We start from the raw sequence: 19,145 nt of genomic DNA, 5'->3' as shown, positions 1-19,145 counted from the left end.
AATGAAAAGAACGCTGATCGCAATAGCATGTATATTTTCATCCGTATTTCTATGGTCGTGTGCAAAACCAGACAAACCGGATGAGAAAGCAACTTATAATGCTCCCGAGTGGGCAGAAGGCATAGTCTGGTATCAAATATTTCCTGAGCGTTTCAGGGATGGGGATCCCAATAATCAGCCTAACCGGGAAAGAGCAAGAGGACCGGAGGGATGGGAGATCACCGATTGGACTCAGGATTGGTATAAACGGGATCAATGGGAAAAGGATCATACCGATGATTTCTATGACATAGTTAGGGAACGCCGATATGGGGGAGACCTTCAGGGTGTGATCGATAAGCTTGATTATTTAAAAGATCTGGGAGTTGGAGCCATCTATTTTAATCCCGTTTTTGATGCCCAGTCCATGCACAAATATGATGCATCCTATTACCATCATATAGATCGAAATTTTGGGCCGGATCCGGAAGGGGATGTGGCTCAGTTTGAATCTGAAGATCCGGGAAACCCCTCAACCTGGACATGGACTTCAGCGGATTCATTATTCCTTACACTCATTGATGAAGCGCATAAAAGAGATCTTAAAGTGGTTATTGATGGGGTTTGGAATCACACCGGTACGGAATTCTGGGCCTTTCAGGATCTGGTAAAAAATCAGAAAAATTCACAGTACAAAGACTGGTACATCGTGAATGCTTTTGACGATCCTGCAACCCCCGACACCAACGAATTTGACTACGAAGGCTGGTGGGGCTTCAAAGGACTTCCGGTATTTCAGGAGCAAAACGGAACCCTGATGGATCCGATCAGAGAGCATATTTTTGCAGTCACAAAACGTTGGATGGATCCCAATGGAGATGGCGATCCTTCGGATGGCGTGGACGGCTGGCGACTGGATGTAGCCGAAGAAGTTGGTAAGGAATTCTGGATGGAGTGGCATGGCTTAGTTCACGAGATCAATCCGGAAGCCATTACCGTGGCAGAGATATGGACAGATAAAGCCAGGGAATTCATCCATGCTGACATGTTTACTTCGGTGATGAACTACCGGTTTGCCTATGCTGCCAAGGATTTTCTGATCGATGATAAAATTACCACAGATGAATTTGTAAGACGATTGGAACAGGTTCAGAAAGATTACCCGGAAGGGGCCGGACATGTGCTACAAAACCTCATGGACAGTCACGATACCGCACGGTTGGCTTCATTCACCGTGAATCAGGGTATTGAGTATGAGGGGGAAAGTCACCCAAGGGATGGATTCAAGGTGAGAAAACCTGATGAATCTGAGCGACAAATTCAACGTTTGGTGGCGGCGTTTCAGTTTACCTGGCAGGGAGCTCCAATGATCTACTATGGAACCGAAGCCGGCATGTGGGGCGCTGATGATCCAGATGACAGAAAACCGATGGTGTGGGAGGATATGGATTATGAACCGGAAACACACCATCCTTTTGAAGAAGACCGCCCGGCTGATAACAATAATTTTGATTCAGATCTATACCGTTATTATCAGTCACTGGCTGAGCTTAGAAATTCAGAGCCGGCTTTATCGAAAGGAAGTGCCAGTATTTTAGCACACGATCCGGAGATGAAGTGGGTGTTCTTTGAACGGGTTTTTGAAGGTGGAAAGATCCTCGTTATTTTAAACCGGTCAGATAACTCAAGAGTGCTGGATATTTCTGAATGGGTCAATAAAAGCGATATCAGGGATCTTTTGTCTGGGGATAGATTCTCAGTTACTGATATTCCCATAAATCCTATTTCAGCCCGCATTTTGAAGTAGAAACTTCTCTATCTTCAAAACAAAAAATTTATGCGTCTCAAACAAGAGCAGTTTGTTCCATTTATGATCTCCATTGGTGTGATCACCATGTTGGTCATAGTGTACTCATCCTTCCATTTTAATAGCAAACAACATGAACGCTTCAGAGAGAATTTAGTACAATCTGATTCTCTGACCACCACATATATGCGACTTATTGGTGAACCGGATTCCTTATGTATCAGTGATCTGAAGGGGAAGAAATCCGTTCTGGTGTTTTGGGCCAGCTGGTCAGAGAAGTCGGAATTGATGATGGGGGAGATCGAAAAGGTTCAACTTGAATCAGAATCGTTACAGGTAGTTGCGGCATTGGTCAAAGATGCTGAGGAGTCTCTGCCGGAAGATCAGATCTACCCTGCATTTTTATACACCGATGGAACCAGGTTATTCAATGATCTAAAGGTACCGGGCTATCCCAGTTACATTGTTTTTGATGAAGAGTCTGAAGTCATTCACTCACAGGTGGGTTATCAGAAGGGTGTGGGCTACGATTCCCTGAAAGTGTATTTAAATGAAAAATGACCATTACATATCATTGAATGGGTCACTTATTAAAGGCAGTGAGGCAATTGTCACACCCGAAAACCGTGGGATAATGTATGGTGATGGCTGCTTTGAGACCCTCAAAAGTTATAAAAGCAGATTCCTGAAATGGGATGATCACATGGATAGACTGAAGGAAGGATTAGCCTACCTTGATCTTGAAATGCCGGTCAAATCAGATGAACTGAAGAAGGAGGTTTTAGAAGTCATTGATGCCAATCATTTGGTTGATGATGAGGCGATGGTTCGAATACAATTCTGGAGAGAAGGCGGGCGTGGTTATAAAAGTACTTCAAAAACATCCTCCAGGATGATACAAGTGAGTGAATATGATCGGTCAACCGCAGCCCTTGATCTAATGACAGCCCAAACGCGCTGTATTCCTTCAGAAGCACTTGAAAGAAGATACAAGCTAAGTAATGGCCTCAATTACATTAAGGCTGCTCAGGAGGCTAATAAGAGCCAAAAGGATGATGCTGTCATGTTAACAGTCAATGGCTTTGTGAGTGAAACAACCATTGCCAATCTGTTTTGGATAAAAGACGACGAGATCTATACACCATCTGATGAATGTGATATTCTTCCGGGTATTACAAGAGGGATCATCATAGATCTTCTGAATGAAATGGGTCATCTGATTAATACCGGGAAGTATGCCCCGGGACCTTTATATGAATCTACCGCCGTTTTCTTAACGAATTCACTGATCGAGATTCAGGAGGTTCAAACGATTGATGATATAAAGTTTAAAACCGGTCACTCAACCGTTGAGAACCTGCGAAAGGCCTTTCAATCGTATAAAATGGAAAACCTGAGTAAATGAGTAGATTTGACCGCATCGAGGATGTATGGGCGTTTCTGGATCAAATTCCAAAATTTCAGGAATCGGGGGCAAGCGCAGCGAATTTTTCGTTTGATAACCTGCTCGCTTTCTTTGACCTGATCGGTAATCCTCACCGGGAACTGCCGGCTGTTCATATCGCAGGTACCAATGGTAAAGGTACTACCGGATATTTGCTGGAAACGGTTTATCATGAAGCCGGTTATTCCACAGGCTTGTTTACGTCTCCCCATCTGATTCGATATAACGAACGGATCAGGGTTGATATGGAAGAGATACCAAATGAAGCATTGCTTGAATTTTTCAATGCATGGGGCAATCACCTTGAGGATATTAGGCTTAGCTATTTTGAGATAAGTACCGTTATTGCCTTTTGGTATTTCAGGAAAATGAAGGTGGATCTGGCGATCATAGAAACCGGTTTGGGAGGGAGGCTTGATTCAACAAATATCATTCAGCCTTTGCTATCTGTCATAACCAGTGTGGGGCTCGACCATCAGGACATTCTGGGAGATAGCCTCGAGGAGATCGCAGGTGAAAAGGCAGGGATCATTAAAAAATCGACTCCCGTTATCATTGGGAAAATGCCTGAAGCCGCGGAACAGGTTTGTGAAGCAGCAGCTCGGAAAAGAAAAGCTCCGATTGTTTACGCAAGATCTGCTCAACCCGAGTGGAATGAAGGTGTTATTTCGCTCAATAAACCGGAAATTTCGTTTGTCACTCACTTCAGGGAATCCATTAATATGTGGAATATAGCAACGGTTTGGGAGGCCAAAGAAATTCTGAGTGATCGATATCCCGTGAGTGATCCCTCGTTTAAAACGGCCATTGAAAACTTTAAAGGGGCACCGGGCAGGTTCGAAAAGATTCACCCGAAATATGACTGGTATTTCAGCGGTTCACATAATAAGGATGCTCTTAATTCATCGTTGAACGCGGTTAAAGAGCTGAAAGCACCTGAAGAAACCGTTCTTGTGTTCTCAGCTATGAAGGACAAGGTAACAGCGGATTTCCTTGATAATTTCAGGTATTTTGGCAAACGATATTTTGTAGAACAAAGCGGAGACAGAGCCGCTAAATTTGACGATATTAAGAAACAGATCTCTACCCTGCGGATGGATGAAAGCAACGCAGGAATTATTTTAAATGAATTGAAGTCAGAGTTAGTAATTTTTATGGGAAGTTTTTACTTTTATCCCATCGTTAGGCGATGGACACAAAACGTATCATAACTATACATCGCTAATATCCTTACCTGATTGAATATCCTTTACCGCCGCTTGGTACAACAGTTGGCACGATGTTCACCCCAAAATTCAGTAAGAATCATATATTTTTAACAGCCACATTTTATGTCAGATAATCAAACTGCCGGAATCTCGGCCGGGGAGTTGGAATCCTTAGAGGGTAAAAAGCTTCACGAGTTACAAACCATTGCAAAATCTATTGGTATTAAACGGGTTACCGGAATTCGTAAAGTTCAGCTGATCGAGAGTATTCGCGAAAAAGCTCAATCTTCTGATGAACCGAAATCCTCTGCTAAAGAGAAAAATGAAGTTGGGAGTGATTCCACTCAAAAGGATTCGGAACTGAAATCCTATGGCAGTCAAGACCATATCGTCTCATACAAGAAAAAGAATGAGAACGATGATAAAAAGTCGAAAAAGAAGCATCAGCATAAGAATAAAAAACGCAGGGCAGGGCATGAGCACAATAAATTGCCTGAGTCTGACGCAAGTACTCTGGCTGAACGCATAAAAGAGCTTGAGCCTGATCTGGGGCCGTATCTGTTTAACGAAGGAACTCTTGAAATTCTACCGGATGGCTACGGGTTCCTTCGTTCCGTGAATTATAACTACAAAGCGAGCCCGGATGATATCTATGTATCACCTTCGCAGATCAAGCGGTTTCGTTTGAAGCAGGGTGATTGCGTGATCGGTGTGATACGCCCGCCTAAAGTTGGGGAGCGTTATTTTGCGCTCTTGCGTATTGAAGGCGTCAATGGTCGTATTCCACATGATATGGATAACCGTCAGGATTTTGAGGATCTGCTTCCGGTTCACCCCGACCAGCGGTACCGCCTGGAGTTTGAGCCCACAGAACATACAACCCGATTGATCGATCTTTTTGCTCCCGTTGGTAAAGGGCAGCGAGGGTTGATCGTAGCACAACCCAAGACAGGTAAAACCACCATTCTGCGTAATATCGCAAATGCTGTGGCTGCGAATCACCCCGATACCAAGATCTTGATCGTTTTGGTGGATGAACGTCCTGAAGAGGTGACCGAAATGGAACGCACCGTTAAAAATGCAGAAGTGGTTGCGTCAACCTTCGATGAAAAGCCGGAAAACCACATTGGGTTGGCAGAGATCGTTTTTGAAAAAGCCAAACGCCTCGTTGAAAGCGGGCATGATGTGTTGATGCTCATGGATTCCATCACCAGACTTGCCAGGGCCTACAATGTCGTAGCATCCAACAAAGGCCGCACAATGAGTGGTGGTGTTGATTCAGAAGCACTGAAGGCTCCAAGACAACTATTTAGTTCTGCCAGAAATATTGAAAATGGTGGTTCTCTAACTATCATGGCTACCGCTCTCATCGACACCGGCTCACGTATGGATGACGTGATCTTTGAAGAGTTCAAGGGAACCGGTAACATGGAGATCTACCTGGATCGCCGAATCTCTGAAAGAAGACTCTATCCTGCCATCGATATTTTCAGAAGTGGAACCCGCCGCGAAGAACTGCTGGTTTCAGAGGCTGAACGTGAAAAAGTGGTATTACTACGCCGTTATTTGACGAATATGAGTCCGTATGAAGCCATGGACTTCCTGCTCGATAAGATCAAGGGCACCAAGAATAACGAGGAATTCCTGATCTCTATGAATAAGTAGTTTACAGTGATCAGTTAACAGTGAGCAGTAAACAGTAAACAGAGTTTCGTCGTATTTAGAACGGTCTGTAAGTTATAAGCCTGTCAGGCCTTTTTTCTTTTCACAGTATATTGTTGGGTGAAGCGATAGTGGAATGAATTAAAAAGACTATCTAACGGAACGGGACATCATCCACTTGATCAAACCGCCAAATAGTAGTCCGCCAAATAAGGAGAGGATGAATATCATAACGTAAACAATGAGGCGGTTTGCTAATTCAAGCGTGCTAAACTCAAAGGGATCGGTTACAATGATCAGTAAAAAGATAATGAGGGAAGGTGTACCAATTATAATGGCATTAAAGATGGCGGGATGTTCTTCCTGAAAAGATTTCAGCATGTCGGTTTAGTTTAATAGGGTACTTTTAATCTTTTTGTAAAATATACATGTTTGCAAGATCACCGGTTACACGGTTTCCTTCCATATCCAGCTTTGCGATATAATTTTCCCCCACATAATATTGATTTGGAGCTTCCTTATTTTCCAGGGTGATAGTGTTGCCGGCTTCATTCCAGCTAAAGGATCCTTGCGTTTCAAAGGTATTCGGTTCACTTTCACCGAGGTAGTTCAAGGTTAGGGAATACGAGCCATTTGCATTCAAAACAAGCGTAGTTTTGATGCCTTCACACGAGGCACAGGGTAAAAGACCTGAATAGCTGCCATACCAATCCAGAGCATTTTGTGACGTATGATCGTCAGGGATAGCCTGTGGAACTTCAGGATCATTACTCTGATTCTTTTGCACACACCCAATAAGCATCAATGAAATTAGGATCAGTATCAGTGTCTTCATATCAGGTGAGTTTTTGGGTGATCAGATATTGACACTCAGAGAGATAATGAAGTTTCTACCGGGAGCAGATACACCGGAACTGTATGGGCGATAGCGCTGATCCGTAATATTCTCAAGTCCGGCAGTGATACTATAGTTTGTTCCCACTTGATACAATGCCTTGAAGTTTAAGGTGTACCAGGCCGGGGAGTAGGTATTTCCATTATCATCCAGTGCGTAGATCTCGGTTTTACCCTGTTCACTAACGGAAAGGTCAATATGGGATTTCTCTCCCTGATATTGCGAGTTGAGTTCAAGGGTAAGTTTCGGAAGCTCATAGGTCAGTCTGCTAACACCAAACCAGGGTGCTGCATGTCTGGATGGACTGCTGCTGCCATCATCAAGCTCTTCCTCGCCTTTTTGGAAGTTTATGTCTGAGCTTAGACCCAATTCTGACGAAAGGTTAGCCTCAATACCAAACTGTACACCGTAAACATGGGCCTCAGCTGCATTTTGAAGAGCCTGAATACGACTCATGACTCCATCATACATTAAACTGTCAGACCCATTCAGGCTGTAATTTCTGCGTACGATAGCATCTTCCAGGATCGTGTAATATCCGGTTACGTCTGCTTTCAAAAAATCTCCAAAGGTATGGGCAATTCCCAGATCAGCATTGTAGGCATACTCAGGTTTTAAATCCGGATTAGGTACCACCACAGCACCTGGTTCAGAATCAAAGATCTTACCGATATCATCTACGTTAGGTGCCCGGAATGCCGTGGAAAGATTGGTACTGATGATCCAGCTGTCGGAAGGGCGAAGTACGGCACCAAGGCTTCCTGTGAGGGATCCGTTGTTTATGTTCGCTTCTTCAAAAGGGAAAGGATAAAAATCAGTGTTAAAATCGGCATCGATCATGATCTGATTGTATCTAAGTCCGCCCTGAAGGGTCAGCAGGTCTGATACTTCAAATTCATTATTTACATAGGCCGCAGCCGATTGCCAGATCGCCTGAGGATAACGTGAGGGACCGGGTTGTTTATCGCCGCTAAAGATCTCTTCATCGATCCCTTTGGAATCAACATCATTTTGGACGTACTCAAATCCATAGTACAGAGTTTTCCTTTCACTGATGATCTTTAAAAAATCAATATTAGCTGAGTAGGCATATACATCCTCAATTCTATTCTCACGGGTTGAGCTATTCAAGTCACGGCTGATCCTGCTTTCCTCAAACACCTGATGTGCCAGGCTCAGACTCAGGTTATCAAATAAAAGATTCTGATTCACATAATCTGTCTTAAGATGATTCATCAACCATTTTTGAGGCCCATAATTCCATTCTCCGTAACGCGGGAGATCATTTCTGATCCGGTTGTGGCGATCATAGCGACCATATGGAGTGGTTTCAGAAAGGTGGAATCCATAATTGAATTCGAGCTTATCAGAAGCCTTGAAGCGTATCTTTTGCATGGCATTCAACTGGGAGTAGGCCGTAGGGATCTGTATCAAAGGATCATCCTGCAGGATCACTTCATCGTTATTCAAGCCGGGTTCCACATAGTATGGTTTTATGTAATCATCAGGACCATTGCTTCCCTGACGAAGGTGACCGTAATCATAATAGGTGAGGCTGCTTAAAATAGCCCATTTCCCGGAGCCTACACTAAGGTCAATATGCCCCGTATTTTCATTATTAGCTGAAGAATACCTAATAGACGCTCCTAAATGAGTAGCTATTTTATCATTTCTGGAGAGGGCAGGAGTGAGTGTATTGAAACTCATCACCCCGCCTATGGCATCACTCCCATAGATCACCGAACCGGGACCAAAAAGGACTTCCGTACTTTGAATGGCATAAGGATCGAGAGAGATCACGTTTTGAATATTACCTCCGCGAAAGATGGCCGTGTTCATGCGCACGCCATCAATGGTATAAAGTAAACGGTTGGTAGCAAACCCGCGGATCATGGGGCTGCCTCCGCCTTGCTGACTTTTTTGTATGAAAACCTCACCCGACAAATTAAGCAGATCTGCGGCTGTTTGGGGATTCTGTAGTCTTACATCCTCAGGACTTACTGTAGAAATTTTAGATGGTACGTTTGATGAACTTTGCGACCAGCGGTTGGCGGAAACCACCATATCATTAAGATCGAAGGCCACTGCCTGCATTAAGATCTCGAAGCTGTCTGCTTCGATTTGTGAGTAACTCCGAACAATGGTTTTGTACCCAAGCATCCGAACCTGAATTCGATCAATTCCTTCAAAACGGGCAAGATCAGCTTTGCCATTTTCATCGGTAGTAACAAAATAGGTCGGGTTTTCACTGCTGAGAGTAACTGCGGGAAGGGGTTCTCCTGTTTCTGCATCTTTAACAGTCACAGTCTGTGCAATAGCAAAAAAAGGTACAACAGTAAAAATAAATAGAAGTGAAATGCGCTTCATTTGCGGTAAACTCTTAGATGATAAATTATTGACCTGATATTATTGAAAAGAAGACAGGATATTTATCAAATCTTGCAAAATAAATAGGCAGTTAATGCGATAGAATCATCTATCGGATGTCTTTAAGCGCAAACTTTTTACTCTGATTCAGTACCAGTTTACCGGCTTTGGCATGAAGTGAATGATAGAACAGTAACACCGCATTCTCTTTGAGAGCCTGACGCAGGATCAATGTTTTAGCCTTTTTCGATTCGACGGCATTCACATCCATTTTACGCATGGCATAATGGTTCAAATGAAATTCGCTTGGAATAAGGTCTCCCAGGAAATATGCGGTTTCACCTGCATCCTGAATCTTTACGATCTGATGCCCTGGCGTATGCCCACCTGTACGGATGATCTGAATACCCGGTAAAAGCTCAAACTGTTGATCGGTGATCAAAACAAGTTTGTCTTCTGCGGCCAGTTTATACAACTCATCCAGCTGATATCCGGCTCCGGGTCGCTGATGACCTCTGGCGGTTTCTTCCAGGGCAAAATACCATTCCTTTTTCTGCAAAAAGTAATTGGCATACGACATGGTGGGCTGGGTGGAAGTGTTATGATCCACATACGTGGACCCTGCTGCATGATCGTAGTGAAGGTGGCTTAAAACCACATGGGTAATGTCAGCGGGGGTGAGGCCGAAAATATCGAGGTTGGTGAGCAGGTTAGAGGTATCCGTGTAGGAACTACGGTGATCAAGGCCCCATCCGAGGCCGGTATCTACCAATACATTATGTTTGCCATCGCGTATCAGTAAAGGGTTGATCCCTATATAATGAGAGGATTCTTTTACTCCCGGTAATCCCGATTCCTCTTTGATCTCAGACAAGGTTGATTTCTGTATCAATCCATCCTCAAAGATCTCAAAAATGCCTTCACTTAACTGCTCTATTTCAAATCGGCCTATGTTCATAAAATACTTACCGGATTGAGATCTCTGTTGGCAGGATCATCCAGTTTTGGCCGGCCGGTTGATTCATCAACATTCTTAAGTTTCTCACTTCTTCATGACTCGTGAACGGGAACCAGCTGTTTAGGTAACTGTACACTTTGGCCTCGGTGCCGGACATCAGTACCTCAAATAATCCTTTCTGCTTTGGATAATTTTCAATGCGGTATTCTTCCATTCCTGCCATTTCAGCGGCAATGGCAATGGCATCATCGATCGATCCGATCTCATCCACCAAACCAACTTCCTGTGCGGCTGAACCGGTCCAAACGCGACCCTGAGCTAATTCATGTACTTCATCTCTGGTCATTCCCCGTGCTTCAGCTACGCGATTCAGAAATACCTCGTAACCATTTTCCACATTTTGCTGAATGACACGGCCTTCTGCTGGGGTGAAGGGAGTTGTGAGATCAAGCAGATCCGCATACTGATGCGTTTTTAAAATTTCGAAGTCCAGACCGATCTTGTCTTCAGTCAATTCTTTTACGTTAAATAAAAGGTTAAAGATCCCAATGGAACCAGTGATCGTATTTGCATTCGCTACAACCGTATCAGCACCCATGGCCATATAATAACCACCTGATGCTGCAACGCCACCCATTGAAGCCACAACAGGTTTTTTCTCAGAAGCGGTCTTCAGGGTGTTCCAAATGAGATCAGATGTGGTAGCTGAGCCGCCGGGGCTGTTTATATGAACCACAAGGGCTTTAACAGAGGAGCTGTTTAATGCCTCGTTGACCTGCTTTTGGATGTTTTCTGCTGTGATCGTTCCGGATGATCCTAATGGATTGTCAGTGCCCAGATCCGGCATAATGGCTCCATCAGCGTAGATCACCGCGATGCGGTCAAAGGTAGATGGACTCTCAACACCGGCAGAAGCAGCGGGTATTTGACCATATTTTTTGAATGAGATGCGGTTCAGGTCGTAATCTTTTGTTAAGCCAACTCTTTCTTTGATCAGGTGTTCCACTTCATTCTCAAATAAAAGATCGTCGATGAGTCCAAATTCATGAGCAGTTTCGAGTCGGTTGACGGGGGCACTGTTCATTAATTCTGTGATCTCTTCAACAGAACGTCCGGTTTTGGCGGCCACAGCTTCCGTAAATGTGGAAGTGGCTGCGTTCAGGATCTCAGAGATCTGTTGCCGGCTTTCAGGGGAGGCTGAAGTTTCCAGGAAGGGCTCCACAGCAGATTTATATTTACCAACTCTGAAGATCTCAGGTTCAACCCCGATCTTATCCAGCATGTCCGTATAAAAAGTGAATTGAGAGATAAAACCATCAAATTCAAAGTTAGTGTAGGGTGGGCTGAAAACACTGTCGGCCACCGTAGCCAGGTAATAGGACTGCTCATTCATTCCAATATCATCTGTACTGAAATAGAGAAACTTACCGCTCTCTTTGTATTCCTTTAGATGATCATAAGCCTGTTCAAGGTTTGCCCACGGGGCACTCATTAAATTAGCCTTGATCCAAACACCCTTGATGCGGTCATCAGCGGCGGCCTTGGCCAGGTTTTCCTTCAGGGTAACCAAAGATAGTTTATTGCCTGCAGCAGGGTCAAAGTAGGTCTCAAATGGACTGGGCAAGACACGGGCCGGCAGGTTGCCTGTCATTTCAATGGTAAGGACACTGTTATCTTTAACATCAGGCAGTGGTTGTGACGAACTGGATACCAAAAAGATGAAGAATACCAGCATCAGCAAAATAACACTTACAAAAATGCCAAGGCAGGAGGCTAAAAAGGATTTAAAAAAAGTCATGATTGTGTATTATTTAAAGTACTTTAGAATACGTGTAATGGAATGAATATAAGTTTGGTTTCTGTTAGCCCAACTTAGTAAAAGTTCCACTTCATTCCATCCAAAAACTCATAAATCTATGTCAACTTTTGATGCCATCGTTATTGGTTCCGGTCACAATGGCCTGGTAACAGCTTGCTACCTTGCAAAAAACGGTTATAAGGTCCTTGTACTTGAAAGGGATACCACTATAGGTGGTGCGGTTCGAACCGAAACCATGTTTTCATCGGATGAAAACCCTAACGGTTTCAGGATGGATGTTGGTTCTTCGGTTCATATCATGATCCATCAAACCGGCATTATTGAGGAACTTGAACTTGAAAAATATGGGCTGGAGTATATTGACATGGATCCTATCATGTCGTATCCGGTGCCAACCGGAAAAGGGGTCATACATTTCTGGAAGGATGTGGAACGCACCCTTGAATCTATTGCTAAAGTAGCACCTGAAGATGTCAAGAACTATAAGGAATTTATAGATTACTGGGGGAAGATCAACAAAGGAGTATTAAAAGCTTTCATGACCACTCCAACTACCGGTGGATTGTTTGCTGAAATGACCAAGGCACAGATCAAGGATGGAGCCATGTTCAAAAAGGGAGAGCAGGCAGCCGGATTACAGAAGATATTTTCCAGCTATGGTAAAGTGGTGGATGATGCCTTTGAAAGTCCCTATATGAAAGCTGCTATCCTTTGGTTTGCGGCTCAATCAGGGCCATTACCAGACCATTCAGCAACCGGAGATTTTGCCGGCTGGCAATCGATGTTGCATCAAAGCGGGGCCAAACACCCCAAGGGCGGTAGCGGTATGCTGACTCAGGCTATGAAGAATATGATCGAAGCACACGGTGGGGAGGTCAGAGCCGGGCATCCCGTTCAGGACATTCTGATCGAGAATGGAAAAGCCATTGGGGTTAGAACCGAAACCGGTGAAGAATTCAGAGCCAAAATCATAGTTTCAAATGCCCATGTACAAACCACCATGCTGAAAATGGTGGGAAGGAATCATCTGGATGATTCCCTTTTTACCAAGGTAGAGAATATCAATGTAGGAAACGGTTTTGGTATGGTCATACGCTGTGCGGTTGAGGAACTGCCGGATTACACAGCCGCCCCGGGTGATCCGGATATCCACAATGGAATACAGCTTTTGGCTCCCTCGGTTCAGTATATGAATAATGCCATCGGTGATTACACAAAGAAATTACCACCTGAAAAACCGGCGGTGTTGTGTATGACCTTTTCCAAAATTGACCCGGAAGTGGCAAAAGATGGAAATCACACCTTATTTGCCTGGGCACAATGGCATCCTTATGAACTTGCTAATGGATTAAATTGGGATGATATTCGTGAGCGAGAAGCACAGAAGATCTATGATGTGGTTACTGATTATGCTCCAAATATGAAGGGCAAGCTTATCGACTGGTACATTCAATCCCCTTTGGATATAGAACGAAAGCATGGATTACTGAGAGGAAACGTGATGCATGTAGAAATGAGCTTTGATCAGATGTTCATGTTTCGCCCAATTCCTGAAATGAGTAAATATGAAACCCCTATCCGTAATCTGTATCTTTCCAGTGCTTCATGCCATCCGGGAGGTGGTGTATTTGGAGCAGCCGGACATAATGCCGCTCAGGTGATCCTGAAACAACATCGAAAAAAATTCTTTTCATTTAGTTAATAACAAAGTTTGAGTTCCACTTTATACATACATCTCGGTAAGATCCTCAATAACCTGAATGCGGTTAAAAACAAAGTAGGTGAGGAGGTAATATGTATGGCTGTCGTCAAAGATGAAGCATATGGACACGGAATATTACCGGTAGCAGAGTTTTTAAAAGATAAAGTGGAATGGTTTTGTACTGCAAAGCTGGATGAAGCCGTAAGCCTTAGAGAAAACGGCATCGAAAATGAGATCCTGGTTTTTGAAATACCACCGGTCGGAAGAGAACAAGAATATAAGTCATACGATATAACGGCTTCCATTTCAGACCTATCTGTTTTTGAAAGGTTAAAACCTGACACCAAAGCTCACCTGCATTTTGATACCGGGATGTTTCGGCTGGGCATGCTTCCGGATCAGGTAAGCGAGGCTCGCCAAAAAATGGCAAATCATCCACTCAACTACACCGGTATCTATACGCATTTTGCAAATTCTGATGTTAATGATCATCCAAGAGTTAAAGAACAACTGAGTACGTTTCGAAGTATTCGGGCGGAGTTTCCTGATGCGCTCATGACACACACAGCAAACAGTGGCGCGATCTTTTATTATGGAGAGGAGGATCTATATTACGATGCCGTCCGCCCCGGTGTTTGTTTATACGGGTATGCTCCCGGTGAAGACGAGATTCCCGAACTGGAACCGGTTATAGAATGGAAGTCGAATCTGGTTCAGGTCAAAAAGATTCTGAAAGGAGAAATGGTGGGATATGGAAGTCGCTGGACGGCCTCAGAGGATGGGTGGATCGGAGTGGTTCCGGTTGGCTATGCAGATGGAATTTTCAGGGGATTAACCAACGGGTTTCAGGTTGAGCTGAATGGAACCCTGATAGATGAGGTGGGAACCATCAGCATGGATTATTTTATGGTATTTGTAACCGGTCAAAAACCGGATATCGGGGACGAAGTGGTGATCCTTAGAAACAAGGATCTGTCGGCTAATCTATGGGCAAAAAAAATGGGGACTATACCGTATGAGATCACAACGGCCTTATCCCCAAAGATAAAAAGAGTATATCTGGATCAGTAAGAAAGTACTCTAATCGCTGATGATCTGATCCAGTTCTACATCGAAGCGAAGGGTGTCATCACTTAATCTTGAAGATGGTGAGTTGCCATAACCTAATTCAGGTGGAATGATGAGTACTCTTTTACCGCCTTCTTTCATACCAATGAGACCTTCACGAAAGCCTGCAATCAAATTTTCAAGAGATGCGAAATCAGTTGGGCTTGTATTTTTGTTACGGTAAGAGCTGTCAAAGATCTCGCCGGTATTGTTGATCCGCCCGGTATAAAATACCTGTACTCGATCTCTTCTTTGAACCTGGAACTCACCGGTTCCTTCTTCAACAATATAATAGATCAGGCCGGTTTCGGTTTCAACGCGTTCTGCATTGCTGATGTCAAAAGGTTCAGGTACCTCAGAGTAATCCACTTCAAAAGGATCATCATTGTCACAGGATATAAAACCGATGGTAAAAAGAGATAGGAGAAATAAGGAAAAAATACGTTTACTGATTGTCATTGTAAGGTTTGAGTGGTTAATTGAAATGTCTTGATGATAACTTTTCGATAGCTTGTTTATTATAACTTAAGATAAGGCTTCAAATCCATAATGCCACATCAGGCTTTCATCCAGTGATTCTTACCTTAAGCTTCTTTAACTCCTGTGATAGCTTCATCCAGTTCCTTCTTTCGTTTTCTGTTGGCGTATCCGCTTACCCATATTGATATTTCGTAGAGTATGGTTAGTGGCAGGGCGATCAGAATTTGTGAAATTGGGTCGGGTGGGGTCAGCATGGCCGAAATGACCAGACATAACACAATAGCGTGTCGGCGGTAGGTTCTCAACAAAACAGGGGTTAATATTCCGATCTTGGAGAGTGAATAACTAACCACAGGGATCTGAAAGATCATGCCACAGGCCACCACCCACATGGCAACAGAACTGAAGTATTCATTGATATCAAAATCATTGCGTATGATGTCAGATATCTGAAATTGTGCAAAGAACTGTAAGGCAAAGGGCACCAGTATCAGATACCCGAAGGCCACACCGAGTAAAAAGAAAAAGGTAATGAAGAATGCACTGAAGAAGGTTTTTTTCTTTTCCTTGCGTTCAAGGGCAGGTTCTATAAATGACCACATCTGAAAGATGAAGAACGGTGAACTTATAATGAAGCCCATCACAAACAAGGTTCCCCAAAAAGTAAAAAACTGTCCGGGCAGGCGACGGCTCTGAAGCTCAAAGTTTTCGGCCTCCACCCGAAGTACATCATACATAAAGAAATCGGATCGGGTTGGACCCAGCATCACGTCTTCAACAAAGAAATCTGAAAAGGCAAAAGCAATGACAATACCAACTAATATGCCTACCAGTCCCTTTATGATCCTCCAGCGAAGTTCCTCGAGATGTTCGAGAAAAGACATGGTATCCGTGCGGTCAGCCGGTTTTTTAGCCTCAGGAGGAGTGCCTTGCATGATCTGCCGTTGTTCCAATGCGAGTGTTCCTTCCTTAAGTGGTTACGAAATCATAAAGTGGGAATTTATCGCACAGGTCTCTGACTTCCTGCTCCACCTTCTTGTGATTGTCTTCGTCTTCAGGCTTTTGCAGTACTTTATCGATCAGTACGGCGATCTGCTCAAATTCCGCTTCTTTTAGTCCACGTGTGGTCATTGCGGGTGAACCGATCCTGATCCCGGAGGTCACAAAAGGACTTTCGGTATCGAAGGGGACCATATTCTTATTAACGGTAATAGCAGCTTTGCCAAGGGCTTCTTCGGCGATCTTACCGTTCAATCCCTTGTTTCTAAGATCGATCAGGATCAGGTGGTTGTCGGTTCCGTCACTGACCAGATCATAACCCAGATCCATGAATTTATTGGCCAATGCTTTGGCATTCTTCTGAGTTTGTGTTTGATAGGCTTTGAATCCATCCTCAAGGGCTTCACCAAAAGCAACGGCTTTGGCTGCGATAACATGCATAAGTGGGCCGCCTTGCGTGCCCGGAAAAACAGCTGAGTCAAAGATCTCACCCCAGTTTTTAGTGCGACCTGATTTTCGTGCGGTTACACCTAAGGTATTTTCGCCGTCTTTGCCCACCAGAATCATACCGCCTCTTGGGCCTCGCAGGGTTTTATGAGTGGTGGTGGTGACCACGTGAGCGTGGGGAAGAGGATCCTTTAACTTCCCGGTTGCGATCAAACCGGCTGTGTGTGCCATATCCATCCAGAGCAGGGCTCCAACTTCATCAGCAATGTCACGAAAAGCTGCGTAGTCGTAATCGCGAGGATACGCTGAAGCTCCGATCGAGATCATTTTAGGTTTTACCTTTTTGGCCTTGTCCCGGATCTTGTCCATATCCAGCCGACCTGTATCCTTATCAACCCCGTAAAACTCGGCATTATAGGTTATGCCTGAGAAGTTAACAGGAGAACCATGAGTGAGATGCCCCCCATGAGAAAGATCAAATCCTAACAGGGTTTCGCCGGGCTGCATGCAAGCCAGGTAAACGGCCGCATTGGCTGTGGCACCGGAGTGTGGCTGAACATTGACCCAGTCAGCTCCAAATAGTTCTTTTGCCCGATCCCTTGCAATATCTTCAACTACATCCACGACCTCGCAACCGCCGTAATATCGTTTACCCGGATAGCCTTCGGCATATTTATTGGTCAGTACACTTCCCATGGCCGAAATAACGGCTTTGGAAGCAAAGTTTTCGGAAGCGATCAGTTCAAGGTTATAGTTCTGACGATCGGTTTCTTCTTCAAGCAGCTTAAAGATCTTTGGGTCCTGATCCTGTATTGACTTCATGTAAGGTTCTTATTTTGTTAGGGATTCAATTTTTTCAACACGGCGCTGATGTCTTCCACCTTCAAATTCTGTGGACAACCATACCGTTACAAACTCTTTTAACTGATCTTCATTCAGCTCTCTGCCAGGCATACACAAAACGTTGGCGTTGTTATGCAGACGGGTCATTTCAGCAGAATTTCGGGAATACACCAAACCGGCTCTTACCTTAGGGTACTTGTTAGCCGTCATGCACACACCCTGACCACTTCCGCAAATTAAGATGCCCTTGTCATACTCTCCTTCATTGATCTTTTCAGCTACCTGAACTGCGAAATCTGGATAATCGACGGAATCCTCAGAATGGGTGCCAAAATCCACAATATCGTGGCCCAGGTCCTTCAGTATCTGTATGACTTTTTCTTTGGCCGGATATCCGGCATGGTCGCTGGCAATTGGAATGATCATTGAAATAAGATTTGGGTAAGAAATTGGGCTGTGAATATCCTCATTTTTTGCATGATATTAAAGAAGGAATAGGGATTTACTCTTACAAATTGGTATTGACAGGCAGTGCTTGATATCTTTAATGCGATTAACTAACAAAAGGAAACATCTTGAGTTATAAAAAAGAGCTGGAAGTAACCAAAAAAGCAGCTGGGGCAGCTGCAAAGATCATACGCGATTTCACAAAGGATTCATCCTTTGAGATAAAATTGAAGGGTAAGAACGATCTGGTTACAGATGCGGATCTGGCTTCAGAGAAAAAGATCATCGAAACCATAATACATTCTTTTCCTAACGATGAGATCCTTGCGGAGGAATCCGAGCAAAAAGTAAGCTTGCCGGAGGGGAGAGTCTGGATCATTGACCCTATTGATGGAACGACAAATTTCGCACATGGATTTCCGGCTTATTGTATTTCCATTGCTCTTTGGGAGAATAAAACACCCGTGGTGGGTCTGGTTATGGAGGTTGCCAATGGTGAGGTCTTTCATGCAGTTAAAGGGGGAGGAGCATTCAGAAATGGGGATCCTATCGTGATATCAGAGGAAACGGATCCATCTGCTTCCCTTATTGGAACCGGGTTTCCATATAAAGACCTGGATCTGGTTGATAACTACCTGGTCTTATATTCAAACGAATGATGGGTAAAACACATGGGGTGCGCAGGCCGGGAACCGCTGCCTGGGATCTCTGCAATGTTGCCTGTGGACGTTTTGAAGGATTCTACGAGTATGGTTTAAGTGCCTGGGATGTCGCTGCCGGTTCATTGATCATTCAGGAGGCGGGTGGAACCGTTATGGATTGGACGGGTGGTAGTAACTGGCTGTTTGGGCAGAGGATCATCGCCGGAAATAAACCAATGTGTGATTTTTTGATCAAAGAAATTCAGGAATGCTTTAGGAAGGATGAGCTGACGGTTTAACCTCGTTTCAGGTAAAGAATTATTTTATACTGAACCGCATC

At 44.1% G+C, this 19,145-nt stretch carries 18 protein-coding genes; 9 read left to right on the top strand and 9 right to left on the bottom strand.

All coding sequences use genetic code 11. The features are described from left to right. Window position 1 precedes the first annotated feature (1 nt). The 5 genes from C3B73_RS00560 to rho all read left to right on the top strand — a co-directional run bounded on the left by C3B73_RS00560 (window position 2) and on the right by rho (window position 6,103). Window positions 2-1,786, top strand: coding sequence for a glycoside hydrolase family 13 protein (locus C3B73_RS00560; protein WP_103663684.1), 1,785 nt, complete (start codon window positions 2-4; stop codon window positions 1,784-1,786). Window positions 1,787-1,816: 30 nt separating this feature from the next. Further along, a complete protein-coding gene (locus tag C3B73_RS00555; protein WP_103663683.1) occupies window positions 1,817-2,347 on the top strand; it encodes a TlpA family protein disulfide reductase in 531 nt (176 codons plus the stop codon). Beyond that, window positions 2,337-3,191, top strand: coding sequence for an aminotransferase class IV (locus C3B73_RS00550; protein WP_103663682.1), 855 nt, complete (start codon window positions 2,337-2,339; stop codon window positions 3,189-3,191). Before C3B73_RS00555 ends, C3B73_RS00550 begins: the two co-directional genes overlap by 11 nt. Beyond that, window positions 3,188-4,441: a bifunctional folylpolyglutamate synthase/dihydrofolate synthase gene (locus C3B73_RS00545; RefSeq protein WP_103663681.1), complete on the top strand. Its 1,254-nt coding sequence runs from the start codon at window positions 3,188-3,190 to the stop codon at window positions 4,439-4,441. Before C3B73_RS00550 ends, C3B73_RS00545 begins: the two co-directional genes overlap by 4 nt. A gap of 120 nt (window positions 4,442-4,561) precedes the next feature. After that, window positions 4,562-6,103: a transcription termination factor Rho gene (rho, locus tag C3B73_RS00540; RefSeq protein WP_103663680.1), complete on the top strand. Its 1,542-nt coding sequence runs from the start codon at window positions 4,562-4,564 to the stop codon at window positions 6,101-6,103. A 147-nt stretch (window positions 6,104-6,250) separates the two neighbouring features. Here the strand turns inward: rho and C3B73_RS00535 are convergent, their stop codons facing one another. The 5 genes from C3B73_RS00535 to sppA all read right to left on the bottom strand — a co-directional run bounded on the left by C3B73_RS00535 (window position 6,251) and on the right by sppA (window position 12,118). Next, complete coding sequence (locus C3B73_RS00535) at window positions 6,251-6,481, bottom strand: hypothetical protein (protein WP_103663679.1); 231 nt, start codon at window positions 6,479-6,481, stop codon at window positions 6,251-6,253. A gap of 25 nt (window positions 6,482-6,506) precedes the next feature. After that, the gene (locus C3B73_RS00530) at window positions 6,507-6,935 is read right to left on the bottom strand and encodes a copper resistance protein NlpE (protein ID WP_103663678.1); all 429 of its coding nucleotides are present in this window, start codon (window positions 6,933-6,935) and stop codon (window positions 6,507-6,509) included. A gap of 21 nt (window positions 6,936-6,956) precedes the next feature. Further along, a complete protein-coding gene (locus C3B73_RS00525) occupies window positions 6,957-9,299 on the bottom strand; it encodes a TonB-dependent receptor (protein ID WP_232802877.1) in 2,343 nt (780 codons plus the stop codon). Between the two features lie 172 nt (window positions 9,300-9,471). Continuing rightward, the gene (locus C3B73_RS00520) at window positions 9,472-10,320 is read right to left on the bottom strand and encodes an MBL fold metallo-hydrolase (RefSeq protein ID WP_103663676.1); all 849 of its coding nucleotides are present in this window, start codon (window positions 10,318-10,320) and stop codon (window positions 9,472-9,474) included. Between the two features lie 7 nt (window positions 10,321-10,327). Continuing rightward, window positions 10,328-12,118 (bottom strand): signal peptide peptidase SppA, encoded by a 1,791-nt coding sequence (gene sppA, locus C3B73_RS00515; protein ID WP_103663675.1) that lies wholly within the window; start codon window positions 12,116-12,118, stop codon window positions 10,328-10,330. 118 nt (window positions 12,119-12,236) lie between these two features. On the opposite strand from sppA, the gene C3B73_RS00510 reads away from it, so the two are divergent. Beyond that, window positions 12,237-13,841 (top strand): phytoene desaturase family protein, encoded by a 1,605-nt coding sequence (locus C3B73_RS00510; protein ID WP_103663674.1) that lies wholly within the window; start codon window positions 12,237-12,239, stop codon window positions 13,839-13,841. A gap of 9 nt (window positions 13,842-13,850) precedes the next feature. Beyond that, a complete protein-coding gene (alr, locus tag C3B73_RS00505) occupies window positions 13,851-14,912 on the top strand; it encodes an alanine racemase (RefSeq protein WP_103663673.1) in 1,062 nt (353 codons plus the stop codon). Between the two features lie 9 nt (window positions 14,913-14,921). Here alr and C3B73_RS00500 read toward each other — a convergent pair whose 3' ends face one another. From C3B73_RS00500 to rpiB, 4 genes are all read right to left on the bottom strand, one after another. After that, window positions 14,922-15,407, bottom strand: coding sequence for an FKBP-type peptidyl-prolyl cis-trans isomerase (locus tag C3B73_RS00500; protein WP_103663672.1), 486 nt, complete (start codon window positions 15,405-15,407; stop codon window positions 14,922-14,924). A 125-nt stretch (window positions 15,408-15,532) separates the two neighbouring features. After that, window positions 15,533-16,363: a twin-arginine translocase subunit TatC gene (tatC, locus tag C3B73_RS00495; protein WP_103663729.1), complete on the bottom strand. Its 831-nt coding sequence runs from the start codon at window positions 16,361-16,363 to the stop codon at window positions 15,533-15,535. Between the two features lie 34 nt (window positions 16,364-16,397). Next, window positions 16,398-17,696, bottom strand: coding sequence for a serine hydroxymethyltransferase (gene glyA, locus C3B73_RS00490; RefSeq protein ID WP_103663671.1), 1,299 nt, complete (start codon window positions 17,694-17,696; stop codon window positions 16,398-16,400). A 9-nt stretch (window positions 17,697-17,705) separates the two neighbouring features. Beyond that, window positions 17,706-18,143 (bottom strand): ribose 5-phosphate isomerase B, encoded by a 438-nt coding sequence (gene rpiB, locus C3B73_RS00485; protein ID WP_103663670.1) that lies wholly within the window; start codon window positions 18,141-18,143, stop codon window positions 17,706-17,708. A 149-nt stretch (window positions 18,144-18,292) separates the two neighbouring features. Here rpiB and C3B73_RS00480 point away from each other — a divergent pair, with 149 nt between their 5' ends. Both C3B73_RS00480 and C3B73_RS14125 read left to right on the top strand, forming a co-directional pair. Then, window positions 18,293-18,823 carry an inositol monophosphatase family protein gene (locus tag C3B73_RS00480; protein ID WP_269800967.1) on the top strand — a complete coding sequence of 177 codons (531 nt, stop codon included), beginning with the start codon at window positions 18,293-18,295 and terminating at the stop codon, window positions 18,821-18,823. Then, complete coding sequence (locus tag C3B73_RS14125; RefSeq protein WP_269800966.1) at window positions 18,823-19,104, top strand: inositol monophosphatase family protein; 282 nt, start codon at window positions 18,823-18,825, stop codon at window positions 19,102-19,104. The genes C3B73_RS00480 and C3B73_RS14125 overlap by 1 nt, the downstream gene beginning before the upstream one ends. Window positions 19,105-19,145: the final 41 nt, after the last annotated feature.

The sequence above is a fragment of the Gracilimonas amylolytica genome (assembly GCF_002911695.1).
GTDB lineage: Bacteria > Bacteroidota > Rhodothermia > Balneolales > Balneolaceae > Gracilimonas > Gracilimonas amylolytica.
The sequence above is the reverse complement of the archived record's forward strand: the minus strand, read 5'-3'. Positions and strand labels throughout refer to the sequence as shown.

Excerpts from the sequence above, each read along its gene's own strand:
- C3B73_RS00560 (WP_103663684.1), top strand. The coding sequence starts at position 2 with ATGAAAAGAACGCTGATCGCAATAGCATGTATATTTTCATCCGTATTT.
- C3B73_RS00555 (WP_103663683.1), top strand. The coding sequence starts at position 1,817 with ATGCGTCTCAAACAAGAGCAGTTTGTTCCATTTATGATCTCCATTGGT.
- C3B73_RS00550 (WP_103663682.1), top strand. The coding sequence starts at position 2,337 with ATGAAAAATGACCATTACATATCATTGAATGGGTCACTTATTAAAGGC.
- C3B73_RS00545 (WP_103663681.1), top strand. The coding sequence starts at position 3,188 with ATGAGTAGATTTGACCGCATCGAGGATGTATGGGCGTTTCTGGATCAA.
- rho (WP_103663680.1), top strand. The coding sequence starts at position 4,562 with ATGTCAGATAATCAAACTGCCGGAATCTCGGCCGGGGAGTTGGAATCC.
- C3B73_RS00535 (WP_103663679.1), bottom strand. The coding sequence starts at position 6,481 with ATGCTGAAATCTTTTCAGGAAGAACATCCCGCCATCTTTAATGCCATT.
- C3B73_RS00530 (WP_103663678.1), bottom strand. The coding sequence starts at position 6,935 with ATGAAGACACTGATACTGATCCTAATTTCATTGATGCTTATTGGGTGT.
- C3B73_RS00520 (WP_103663676.1), bottom strand. The coding sequence starts at position 10,320 with ATGAACATAGGCCGATTTGAAATAGAGCAGTTAAGTGAAGGCATTTTT.
- sppA (WP_103663675.1), bottom strand. The coding sequence starts at position 12,118 with ATGACTTTTTTTAAATCCTTTTTAGCCTCCTGCCTTGGCATTTTTGTA.
- C3B73_RS00510 (WP_103663674.1), top strand. The coding sequence starts at position 12,237 with ATGTCAACTTTTGATGCCATCGTTATTGGTTCCGGTCACAATGGCCTG.
- C3B73_RS00500 (WP_103663672.1), bottom strand. The coding sequence starts at position 15,407 with ATGACAATCAGTAAACGTATTTTTTCCTTATTTCTCCTATCTCTTTTT.
- tatC (WP_103663729.1), bottom strand. The coding sequence starts at position 16,363 with ATGCAAGGCACTCCTCCTGAGGCTAAAAAACCGGCTGACCGCACGGAT.
- glyA (WP_103663671.1), bottom strand. The coding sequence starts at position 17,696 with ATGAAGTCAATACAGGATCAGGACCCAAAGATCTTTAAGCTGCTTGAA.
- rpiB (WP_103663670.1), bottom strand. The coding sequence starts at position 18,143 with ATGATCATTCCAATTGCCAGCGACCATGCCGGATATCCGGCCAAAGAA.
- C3B73_RS14125 (WP_269800966.1), top strand. The coding sequence starts at position 18,823 with ATGGGTAAAACACATGGGGTGCGCAGGCCGGGAACCGCTGCCTGGGAT.